The sequence below is a fragment of the Chryseobacterium daeguense DSM 19388 genome, assembly GCF_000430825.1.
Taxonomy (GTDB): domain Bacteria; phylum Bacteroidota; class Bacteroidia; order Flavobacteriales; family Weeksellaceae; genus Chryseobacterium; species Chryseobacterium daeguense.
Window position 1 is genome coordinate 115,730 of the sequence record NZ_AUMT01000003.1, and the last position, 11,301, is coordinate 127,030.

General features: G+C 34.8%; 9 protein-coding genes. 1 reads left to right on the forward strand and 8 read right to left on the reverse strand.

Annotated elements, in window-relative coordinates:
• Positions 1 to 39: 39 nt before the first annotated feature.
• The 8 genes from H560_RS0105005 to H560_RS0105040 all read right to left on the reverse strand — a co-directional run bounded on the left by H560_RS0105005 (position 40) and on the right by H560_RS0105040 (position 10,477).
• Entirely contained in the window at positions 40 to 3,078 is a 3,039-nt protein-coding gene (locus H560_RS0105005; protein WP_027379033.1) for an efflux RND transporter permease subunit, read from the reverse strand.
• Between the two features lie 4 nt (positions 3,079 to 3,082).
• Positions 3,083 to 4,009 carry an efflux RND transporter periplasmic adaptor subunit gene (locus tag H560_RS0105010; protein WP_027379034.1) on the reverse strand — a complete coding sequence of 309 codons (927 nt, stop codon included), beginning with the start codon at positions 4,007 to 4,009 and terminating at the stop codon, positions 3,083 to 3,085.
• Between the two features lie 2 nt (positions 4,010 to 4,011).
• Positions 4,012 to 5,277 (reverse strand): TolC family protein, encoded by a 1,266-nt coding sequence (locus H560_RS21105; protein ID WP_081413925.1) that lies wholly within the window; start codon positions 5,275 to 5,277, stop codon positions 4,012 to 4,014.
• A gap of 54 nt (positions 5,278 to 5,331) precedes the next feature.
• Entirely contained in the window at positions 5,332 to 6,003 is a 672-nt protein-coding gene (locus H560_RS0105020; protein WP_027379035.1) for a phosphatase PAP2 family protein, read from the reverse strand.
• A 48-nt stretch (positions 6,004 to 6,051) separates the two neighbouring features.
• Positions 6,052 to 8,013: an LTA synthase family protein gene (locus H560_RS0105025; protein WP_027379036.1), complete on the reverse strand. Its 1,962-nt coding sequence runs from the start codon at positions 8,011 to 8,013 to the stop codon at positions 6,052 to 6,054.
• Positions 8,010 to 8,378: a diacylglycerol kinase family protein gene (locus tag H560_RS0105030; RefSeq protein WP_027379037.1), complete on the reverse strand. Its 369-nt coding sequence runs from the start codon at positions 8,376 to 8,378 to the stop codon at positions 8,010 to 8,012. The genes H560_RS0105025 and H560_RS0105030 overlap by 4 nt, the downstream gene beginning before the upstream one ends.
• A 129-nt stretch (positions 8,379 to 8,507) precedes the next feature.
• Positions 8,508 to 9,794, reverse strand: a complete 1,287-nt coding sequence (locus tag H560_RS0105035; RefSeq protein WP_027379038.1) for a sensor histidine kinase — start codon at positions 9,792 to 9,794, stop codon at positions 8,508 to 8,510.
• On the reverse strand, positions 9,791 to 10,477 hold the full coding sequence (locus H560_RS0105040) for a response regulator transcription factor (protein WP_027379039.1): 687 nt from the start codon (positions 10,475 to 10,477) through the stop codon (positions 9,791 to 9,793). The genes H560_RS0105035 and H560_RS0105040 overlap by 4 nt, the downstream gene beginning before the upstream one ends.
• A gap of 526 nt (positions 10,478 to 11,003) precedes the next feature.
• Here H560_RS0105040 and H560_RS22255 point away from each other — a divergent pair.
• Positions 11,004 to 11,300, forward strand: coding sequence for a hypothetical protein (locus tag H560_RS22255; RefSeq protein WP_123983446.1), 297 nt, complete (start codon positions 11,004 to 11,006; stop codon positions 11,298 to 11,300).
• The last annotated feature ends 1 nt before the right edge of the window (position 11,301 follow it).

Here is an 11,301-nt window from a genome sequence, read left to right on the forward strand (position 1 = left end):
ACAATATTCAGGAACGATTTAGAAGAAATTTTGAACTTTTTATTGATTGTTTATTTCTTCTTGTTTTAAATTGATTTTGTTGAGCAATGTTGGCAAAACAATAAGTAGAAGTGGTAATGCAACGATAAATCCTCCAATAACGGCAATGGCTAAAGGTTGGTGCATTTGTGCTCCCGTTCCTATTCCTAATGCTAAAGGCATTAAAGCGATAATAGCTCCCAAAGCGGTCATTAATTTCGGGCGAAGTCTTGTACTGATGGCATAAATAACGGCTTCTTCTTTGGTTTTTGTAGCTAAACTTTCGTGGAATTGCAAATAAGTAAAAATCGCGTTTTCTCCAATGATTCCGACCATCATAATGAGTCCTGTATAACTTCCTACATTCAATGGCGTGTTGGTTAAATACAATAACAAAATCCCTCCTGAAAGTCCCAAAACAGAAACCAATAAAATGATTAGCGCCACCAAAACGTTCCTGAATAAAAACAGCATCACAGAAAAAACCAATAAGCTGGAAACCACCAAAATAATCAGTAATTCTTTAAAAGATTGCTGCTGTTCTGCATAGGCACCGCCATAAACCACAGAATACCCGCTCGGCAGTTTTATTTTCTGATTGATTTGATTCTGAATTTCCTGAATCGTTCCTCCCAAATTTCCGTTATCCAATCTTGCCGTTACAATTCCTAAAGTCTGTAAATCTTCCCTGTTGACTTCGGCAGAACCGGTGACGACGCTTACAGTTGCAAATTCGCTCAAAGGTTTCAAAGTTCCGTTCGACAAAGCAATCATACTGTTGTTGATGTCGCTTAAAGACTGATTGCTTTTTTCGTTGTACAATAATCGTATCGGTGTGTACTGAACATTATCAAAGATGTTTCCGGCTACATTTCCATCCAGATTTGCCTGCAATTGGTTCTGAAAATCGGGTAACGAAATATTATATTGCGCTAAAACAGGCAGTTTCGGAGTGACAATCATTGACGGTCCTGCAATGACAATTCCATCAAAAACATCGGCTGTACCATTCACTTTTTTTACAATAGCCGCAATTTTTTGAGAATAATCTTCAATCACTTTCTGGTCTGTCCCAAAAACTTTGATTTCAATTGGCTGAACACTGCTCATCAAATCACCCAACATATCGGTAATTACCTGTCCAAAATCTACGGTCAAAGGCAATCCTGAAGCATCAATTCTTGTACGGATTTCGTCGGTAACTTCATTCGTGGTTTTGCTTCTGTTTTTCTTTAGCTGAATCAAATAATCTCCCCGGTTCGGTTCTGTAATGAAGAATCCCATCTGAGTTCCGGTTCTTCGGCTGTATGCCTGAACTTCGGGCGTGGAAGTGATAATTTTCTCAACTTCCTTCAATTCTCTGTCGGTTTCTTCGAGTGAAGTTCCCGGAGGTGAATTGTAGTCTAAAACAATGCTTCCTTCATCCATATCAGGAAGAAATCCGGTACTGATATTGGGAAGAATAATTGCTGTTAAAACAATTAATATTAAAATAAAACCATAACTGAATAAAGGTTTTCTGATAAAAAACCCCACCCATTTTCTTTCTTTTACATCGTGATGCTGTAGATTTTTTTCTTTTTTCTTGCCTGATGACAAGAGTAAATAAACGATTGGCAATAATATCCAGGTTGCAAAAAATGAACAGATTAATGTGATAATCATCGTGTCGGTCATTACTTTAAAATAAGCTCCGGCAACACCGCTCATCAGCATAAATGGCAAGAAAATCACAATCGTGCTAAGTGACGAACCAATCATTGCCTTCAACAGATAATTAATCGCTTTTTGAACCAAAGTTTTTGAAGATTCTTTGGGGTGTTCCTCGTGGGTTCTATGGATTTGTTCGACGACCACAATCGCATCATCAATAATTAATCCTATGGCAGCGGCAATTGCTCCCAACGTCATAATATTGAACGTCTGTCCCATCGTATAGAGAGCAAGCATTGTAAGACTTAACGTAATCGGAATTGTTATTAAAATAACCGCACTTGCCTTCCAAGAACGAAGGAAAATAATTGCTACGATAATTGCTAAAACCAGCCCTATCCACAAAGCATCTGTTACACTTTTAATAGAATCATTCACAAAATCTGCCTGAACGTAATACGGTTTTAAAGCAATATCTTTCGGTAAGGTTTTTTGCAATTCGGCAATTTTTGCTTCCATTGCTTTACTTAAATCCACCACATTTGCGTTGGGCTGTTGTATCACTGCAATCAAGATACTTTCCTGTCCGTTGGCATTGACTTTAATATATTGTTTTGCGTTGTGAACATTAATTTGGGCAATATCACTCAGCAAAATGATTCGGTTTCCATTATTGCTTACGACCAAATTTTTCAACTGACCTTCATTACGAATCTGAGCATCAGTAAGTGTTAAATAGAGATAGCGAAAATCTGAGGAGTATCCGTTTGATTTAATGAAATTAGTATTATTAATCGCCTGTTCCACTAAAGCAGGCGTAATTCCCAATCTCGCCATCATCGCCTGATTCATCACCACTCGGAATTCTTTGTCTTGTCCGCCGATAATTCTCACTTCACTTACGCCGGGCACTTGTGAGAGAAAAGGTTTGATGGTGTAAAGTGCCAATTGTTTCAACTCAATCGGGTCTTTTGAAGTTGAATTCAATGAATATCCCATCACCGGAAGGATGGACGGATTCATTTTTTCAACTACGATATTGACATCTGCTGGCAAATGATTTCTTACTTGATTTATATTGCTTTCAATCTGTTGTTTAGCCAAATCTACATCCACATTCCACGACATAAATGCAGAAATTTCGCAGCTTCCTCTGCTGGTTGTACTTTTCAAAACTTCCAAATCCGGCACTCTTTTCACCGCATCTTCCAACACTTTGGTTACGCCTACTGTCATTTGATTGACGGGTTGTTGTCCGGCATCGGCAATGACTTTTATTTTCGGAAAAGTAATCTGCGGAAATAATGCCGACTGAATTTTAGTGTAAGAAAAAATACCGCTCGCAAGGATTAAGAAAATTAATACAAGCAAAGGGCTTTTATAGGTTACAAAAAAGGATTTTTTCATAAGGTTAGGGTTTTTGTATTTTCACGGTTGCGGTATTACTCAATCCGAAATTTCCTGAGAAAATCACTCTGTCTTTCGTAGTCAAATTGCCGGATTTTATCTGAATATATTTATCCGTTTCCACCCCTTTTGTAATGTCTGTTTTTACGGCTGTCGTGTCATTGATTAATTTCATCACCCAAAAAGAAGACTGGGTTTCATCACTCAAAACTGCCATTTTTGGAACAGAAAGTCCATAAGCGGAAGTTTTGGAAAAGCTGATCGTACCAATCAGATTTTCAGGAATATTGTTAATGGGAACTTGTAAAAGCACTTTCACAGTTTGAGAAATAGCATCAACAGAAGGCATTACTTTTGCGATTCTTCCCTGCAAAACCGTATTGTCGGGCAAAGTGATTGGTAAAGAACCTTTACTTTTGATGATTTGAAGATATTCATAAGGTACATCGACCACAAAGCCGAAACTGCTCGCATCGGTAATCGTTGCCAGAACTTCCCCGTCCTGAACATAATCTCCGATTTGATGATTCAGCATTGCGACATAACCTGTTGCAGGACTTGTCACCGTTGTTGCTCCGTTGAAACGAAAAGATTTATCTAATTTATTGATGGTATTTCCCAATGCTCTTGCTTCTTTGGTCTGCAATCCGAAAAGTACCGAACCTTTTCCGACACGGTCTGCCAGTTTGATGGTCATTTTTGTGATATAACCTGTACTGTTCGCTTTTACATCAGATTTTAACAAATAAGCTGCCGTTGCATTTAGTGTTATTACATTGTTGAGTTGAGCTGTATCAGACGGATAGGCAACCGTAACCAATGTTTTGGGTTTTGCATCTGTCGTAGGTGTTTCTGTAGGAACCGTTTCACTCGTTTTATTACAACTGAAAACAACAAGAGAGACTATGATGAATAATATTATTTTTTCCATAATTACTGAATAATTAAATATTGCAATTGGTTTTTCAGGTTGAATAAAGTCGTATTGTACTGAATGATATTTCCTTTAAGACTCAATAAATTATTGATTGAAAGAATAAAATCCACCATTCTTACATCTCCCGTAGGAAGCTGTTTGGCATTGGCTTCAACCAAAGTTCTGGCATAAGTCGTTTGTTCATTAGCGGTATTAATTATCCTATTATACTGCTCAATCTGACTGTTAATCTGGAACATCATCTGTTGATATTGTCTTTGTGTTTGCTCAAGATATTTTTGACGGGTTTGCAGTGATAATTGATTTTGCTGCAACAACATTTTTTTCTGATGACCATCATAAATCGGAATTGTAACCCCAACGCCTACACTCAATCCAAAATTTTTATAAGGAGTTGTTATAAACGAAGACTGATAACCGCTATCCGAAAATGTTGTGATTTTTGGTTTGTAATTGTATTGGATTATTTTGGCGTCGTTAGCTAATTTTAAACTATCTGCCTGAAAAGCCTTTTGATACATACTTTTGTCAAAAGAAGTAGAATTCAGTTTTTCAGTAAAATATGGAGCTTCAACAGGCTCGAAAGTATCATCTATAATTCCAGACAAGTAATTGAGTAATGCATAATTATTTTGCCAATCAGCTTTTTGCTGTTCCAATGTGAGTTCGTTTTGTTGAAGGACAACTTTAAAGGTTAGATAATCCGTTTGTTTGAAAACCGCAGCCTGAGTCAATTTTTTCAAAACAATATCTTCCTGATTCAGCAAATGAATAATTTCCTTGCTTACATTATATTGTTGCTGACTCGCGTAAGTCGTAATATATTGGTCGGTAATCTGTTTATTAAGCGTTTGAAGACTGATATTTTTCTGGGCTAAAACCTGTGCAATACTTGCATTAACACCGATAAGTCTCGTATTCAGATTATTCCGGCTGATGAATTCTTTGGCAACTCTTACGCTTGCAAAAAGCGATTGTCCGTTTGTCAGCGCGCTGTCATAGCCCCAACCTTTAATATTGGGGGAATATCCCACTGTTCCCTCTCCGGTTACAATGAATCCGTAAGTTGCTCTTAACTTTAAACTGTCGATTCGATTTGATAGTACCTGGTTGTTGAAATCATTTAAAACAGGACTGTTCGTTTTTGCTGTTTCAAGAAAATAAGACAATGTATTTTTTGACTGCCCACTAATCTTACAACAAAAAATAAAGAATAATGAAAGTAGAAAACCACGAATGAGATATGCACGCAAAGTATCCATATTCTATTAATTATATGGTAAAGGTGAGATTTGATTTAGAAGAAATTTTGAATTTTAATTTATATTTTTCGGAATATCCCTGTCGTTTTTGAGGTAAAAATACCCCATAATCAAAACACAGAAAACGCCTAAGATAAATCCTCCCAAAACATCTGTAAACCAATGCGAACCAAGATAAACCCTTGAAACAGCTCCGAAGAAAATCACAGAAAGACAAATGATAATCAAAAATAATTTGACCTTATATTTGATATTTTTTAAATAAAGAATAATCAATATTAATGTACCAAAAAATACAGTATAAAACAAAACGTGACCGCTGGGAAAGCTTTGATATTTAGTTTCTTCTAAAAGGACAACTAAATCTTGGGACGGGCGGGGTCTGTTGATCAGCATTTTTAGTCCTAACCCTAAAACACCTGATAAAAGCGTTGATAAAAGCAGAACAGTTTCTTTTTTATAGCCCAAAATCAGAAAAAAAAGTGAAGTTAATCCCACCATTATAACCGACACCGTCGTTCTTCCAAAGTAACTAAGCCAGATCATTATGGTGTTAAGATACGGCGTCTGCTTTTCCTGTATTTCCTCTGAAATATGGATATCCAGATATTCTAGTGGCAGAAAAAAAACAAGACAGCTTAATGTTACAAATACAATTAATAGAGTAATAAGCGTCGCACGAAACAAAAGCCTTTTCTTGCTTTTCAGAAAAGTTATTAATCTCATAGTTCAGGAATTTATTGATAAAAAATAATAGCCCAATTCCGGCTGTTTTTATTTAGCTTTCATTTTACCATTTTTAAATCTCACACTTGCTGTCTGATAATAAGAAATGGTTTGATAGGCCAATTCCTGATTTTTTGTTTTTATTTCTGACAAGGTCTGTTTTTCATTTCCTGAAACTCCAAACTGTTTTAACCTTTTTCTATCGTCAATCTGTGTGAAGACATTTCCTTTCAGCATTCCCAAAGTTCTGTAATTGCCAATAAAAGCTCTTTCATCTCCAACTTTCATTTGATTGATGTCTTTTCCGTAAAGACTTGTGTTGTAATTCCAACCGAGATATCCGAATAAAGTCGGCATCAAATCGATCTGTGAAGTTAAACGATCAATTCTTGTTGGTTGTTGCTGTGGAAGATTATAAATAATTGCAGGAATGTGATGTCTGTCGATATTGATCTCCCACTTCCCGGCACTGCTTGCACAATGGTCTGCAACTATAACGAATACGGTATTTTTAAACCAGGGTTTTGTCTTCGCATCCGCAATGAACTTTCCTAAAGCATAATCTGTATATTTCACGGCAGCATTTCTATCACCTTGCGGAAGGTCGATCTTTCCTGCTGGGAAAGTGTAAGGTTTGTGGTTGGAAGTGGTCATTACAAACTGAAAAAACGGTTTGTTTGCTTTAGCGCTTTTATCAGCGTATTTGATAGATTGATTATAAAGATCTTCATCACAGATTCCCCAGGCATTTTCAAATTTCACTTCGTTATCAGGAATTGCAAATCTTTGTGTTTTAATCTCGTCTGCTAAAGGATTACCTCTGTTTCTGTCAACAATATCAAATCCCTGTCCACCAAAAAAGGTATTCATATTATCAAAATAACCATCGCCGCCATAAATAAAATAGGGCTGATAATCTTTTGATTTTACAATTGTAGAAACGGAAAATAAATTCTGATTATTAGGTCTTCTTACGATGCTATTTCCCGGTGTTGGCGGAACAGATAATGTTAAAGCTTCCATCCCGCGAACGGTTCTTGTTCCTGTTGCATACAGATTTGTAAAGAAAATACTTTCATTCGACAACTTTTCATAGTTGGGCGTAAGATGATCTTTATTGCCAAATTCTGTCAGAAAATCTGCGCTGAAACTTTCTATGGCAATAAGGATGAGATTAGGTTTTTGTTCATTATTTCCTATGGTGAGCCTTGATATATCATCATATTTTGCGGTTGTATATTTTTGATTTTCCTGTAAAAGATTCTTCTTAACTATTGAATAAGCTTCTTTTTCCGATAGTTTCGGGTAGAAGGTTTCATAATCAAGCTCGTTTGATTTGAAGGCAGTTACAAAAGAAAAAGCACCGTTTTTCCCCAATTCATTTACCACCAAATTATTACTGAAATCCGCCTGCTTGTTTTTCATCACCAAGCCTAAAATAATGGCAATTGCCAAAACCGGAAGTGAATAAAATAAACGATTACTGATAGAATTCTTATCAGAAAAAGTGTTTTTGAAGATATTCAGTTTTTTAAATAAAACAAACGTAAGAACAATCAATCCTACCAAAACAACAGCAATCACAGGTAAAGGATAAGACTGATTGATGTTTTCGACAACTTCATAAGTGTAAATAAGATAATCTACCGCAATGAAATTGAACCTCACCCCAAACTCATCCCAAAAAGGTATTTCTGCCAAAAGGCTAAAATAAATAATAATGAAAATCAAGCTTAGATAAAAATAGGTGATGATTTTATCAAACAAAGATCCGATCCATCTTTTCGGAAAGATCAAAAGATAAAAGGCGTAAAATGCCAAAAATAAAGAACCCATCGTCAGGTCAAATAAGAACCCTGTGAAAAAAGCCCGCAAAATATGTAGGAAATTAAGCTCAAGATCTTTTAAAGACCAGATCAGTAATATTATCCTAATTACAAATGCCAAAAAAATATATAGACTCAGAATACTAAACAGTGCTGAAAATCTGCCATTGAATAACTTTTTCATAAGTAAGGATAATAGATTAGAGTGAGTAAAATTAAAACTGAGATCACAGCAAATGTCATAGCTCCGGAAGCGATGTCTTTTACAAAACCGATTTTTTTATGATATTCCGGATGAACGAAATCGCAGAGTTTTTCCACTGCAGTATTAAGGCTTTCTGCCGTGAGAATAAGTCCAAAGCCAAGTATCTGAAACATCCACTCAACTTTTGTGATTTTAAAATAGAAGCCTAAAACAACGAAAACAACCCCGATGAAAGACTGTGTCATTATCGAATGTTCCGTTTTCAGCAAAAGAAAAGCACCTTTAAAAGTGTATGTAAGGCTTTTTGCTCTTCCTTTTAAAAAGCCATCATTAACATTTTTCATATCAATGATTTGAAATTTGGGAAGAAATTTTTATTGAAGGTCGTTTTGCACTTATAAGTATAGAAGAACGTTTGCATAAATTAAATTATGCAGCAAAACTAAAAGTGAATTTAGAAGAAATTTTGAATTTTACAGTTTTACTGAAAAAATATGCAAATTATTTTCAAATTTATAACTGATCGTCCAATGATGGAATTTGCAAATCTCACTGATGATGGCTAATCCCAAACCACTTCCGCTATTCTCAGCGGAAAGCTTCGAAAATCTTTTAAATAGAAGATCTGTATTTAATTTTTCACTTCCGGAATTCGCAACTTCAAATACTGAATTTGTCAATTTCACCGATATTGCTCCGTCACGTGAAGTATGACGAATTGCATTTAAAATTAGGTTACTGATAAGAACTTCTGTCAGCCCGCTATTGCCAATCATCTCAACGTCAGAAGAAATATTCTCTACGACGGATATATTTTTTTGCTCAAAATGTTCATTAAAAATATCCATATTTTGGTGCAATATCTCATCAAACTGAATGCTTTCAGAATTATCGAATTGACTGTTATCTATTTTTGCTAATAACAAAAGATTTTTATTAATTCTTGAACTTCTCGTTAAAGCTTTGTTCATTTCCTCGGCAATGTTGTACTGCTTTTCGGTCAGGTTTGCATCTTGAAGTAAAAGATCAAGCTTATTTTTCAAGATGGCCAACGGAGTCTGTAATTCGTGCGATGCATTTTCAGTAAACTCTTTTTGTGTTTTATACACGGATATATTGTGTGCAATCAATTTTCTTAGTGATTGGTTTAACTCTTCAAATTCTGTGGTATCTGTCTTGTCAAATTCAATCTGCGTTTGTGTGTTTAAATTAAAATTCTTCAATTGATCAAGTGTCTCTCTAAATGGCTTCCAGATGGTTTTAGATAATCTTCTATTCAAAATAAACAATCCAGTGACAATTAAAAGAAAAAAGAATAATGTAATAGCACCGATGATCATCACAGTACCTTCTGTCTCCTCAATATTGGTCTCTATCGTAAAAAGATATGGTTCATTTTTTATGTAAATAATTTTTTTCAGACATCGGTAGCGCTCAATCGTGGCATCAGCAGAAAAAGGTTTGTATTTTTCTGTTGTGAAAATCGAATCTTTTTTTAAATTATTCCCAGGTAATTTTTCAATATTAGTTCCCGGCTGAATCTGCTTCCAAAGAGCGATACTACGTTGTATTTCTTCTTTAGAAGCATTCATTTTGTTAAATTCGTATCCTGTTTTTTCTGCAACAATCTCATTGTGCTCATCAAGTTCCTCCTGCCATATTGCATCCACTACAAAATAATAAACAGGGATACTGAAAACGAGAACAATCATTACAAAAATCAAAAAAGGTCTTGTGGTTTTACTTAAAAGTGGCTTCATAATTTATAGATATTTTCCCATTTATATCCTGTACCATAAACTGTTTTCAAGTAATGGTCACAGCCTGCTTCATATAATTTCTTTTTAAGATTCTTGACGTGAGCATAGACAAAATCGTGATTATCCAGCATATCCGCAAAATCACCGGAGAGATGTTCCGCCAATGTACTTTTGGAAATTACCTTATTTTTATTGCCGATAAAATAAAGCAGCAAATCAAATTCTTTTTTTGTCAGAATAATTGTTTTATTATTAATAGTAACAGTTTTTGCTAAAAGATCTATCTGCAATTCATTCTGTGTGATGACATTCGAATTATTGAATTGTTTTCTTCTGATAATTGAATAGATCCTTGCCATCAGTTCTGAAAGGTGAAATGGTTTCGTAAGATAATCGTCTGCCCCTAACTGCAAACCTTTTATCTTATCATCCAAAGCATTTTTAGCAGAAATGATAATGACGCCATCCTGTTTATTCTGTCTTTTTAATTCTTCTAAAATGACAAGTCCATTGCCGTCAGGGAGCATAATATCCAACAGTATGCAATCATACTGGAACGTTTCTATTTTCTCCATTGCTTCGCTGAATGTGGGTGCAAATTCACATATATAATTTTCTCCCGAAAGATATTCGGAGATACTTTTAGCAAGCTCGGTTTCGTCTTCTATGATCAGGATTTTCATTTTGCTAATTTACATTTTGAATTTCGAAGAAATTTTGAATTATAACTTTTTGGACTTACTTTTTTGCGACCAATTTTACACACTTATCGATGCGATATTTAGTAACATAATGCCAACGCTAATATATTAGGATATAAGTACTCAGAATAATTAACTTCCATATATTTAGCATTTAGTATTTGAAGACAAAGCTATTATTCTTTATTGTTTAAGCCCTGATTCAAATAATTTACAATACCACTAATATTAGGTAACAATACCAAACTTGAGTGATTCAATGTGTTATTAATTGTAAATACAAAAGATGATTATAATTGATACTGAAAAACAAAAATATAATTAGAACTTTTTCTTCATGAGCTTCTAATATAAAATTTTCCGAAAAATTTACCTTAATCTATATTTGTTTTTATAAATTTGCGAAGTGAAAGGAGCCTTATCAATATTTTTTCTCATTATATTCCTGTCTACTAGCAGTATAGGAAACCAGCTCTTGAAACTACCTGATCTCGTACAGCATTTCGTTATGCATCACAATGATGGAGAGGCTGAAGATCATGATTCTTCGTTCATCGAATTTTTAAAAGAACATTATTCTTACAACAGTACACATAATAATTTAGCACAGCACAGCCACAAAAATTTACCTTTTAAAACTTTTGATGCTCATGCTCCCCATATTGCAGTATTTTATTTTCAATTGAATACCTTCTCATTTTTAAATAGTATTCCTGTAAGTAAGGAAAAGCCTGTTTCATATACTAATTCCTTTGTTGCATCTGCCCATTTAGAGGGTATTTGGCAACCCCCTCGTTTTTGTTAAT

Bases quoted from the DNA above. Each gene is read 5' to 3' on its own strand.
- H560_RS0105005 (WP_027379033.1), bottom strand. From the start codon at position 3,078: ATGAAAAAATCCTTTTTTGTAACCTATAAAAGCCCTTTGCTTGTATTA.
- H560_RS0105010 (WP_027379034.1), bottom strand. From the start codon at position 4,009: ATGGAAAAAATAATATTATTCATCATAGTCTCTCTTGTTGTTTTCAGT.
- H560_RS21105 (WP_081413925.1), bottom strand. From the start codon at position 5,277: ATGGATACTTTGCGTGCATATCTCATTCGTGGTTTTCTACTTTCATTA.
- H560_RS0105020 (WP_027379035.1), bottom strand. From the start codon at position 6,003: ATGAGATTAATAACTTTTCTGAAAAGCAAGAAAAGGCTTTTGTTTCGT.
- H560_RS0105025 (WP_027379036.1), bottom strand. From the start codon at position 8,013: ATGAAAAAGTTATTCAATGGCAGATTTTCAGCACTGTTTAGTATTCTG.
- H560_RS0105030 (WP_027379037.1), bottom strand. From the start codon at position 8,378: ATGAAAAATGTTAATGATGGCTTTTTAAAAGGAAGAGCAAAAAGCCTT.
- H560_RS0105035 (WP_027379038.1), bottom strand. From the start codon at position 9,794: ATGAAGCCACTTTTAAGTAAAACCACAAGACCTTTTTTGATTTTTGTA.
- H560_RS0105040 (WP_027379039.1), bottom strand. From the start codon at position 10,477: ATGAAAATCCTGATCATAGAAGACGAAACCGAGCTTGCTAAAAGTATC.
- H560_RS22255 (WP_123983446.1), top strand. From the start codon at position 11,004: ATGCATCACAATGATGGAGAGGCTGAAGATCATGATTCTTCGTTCATC.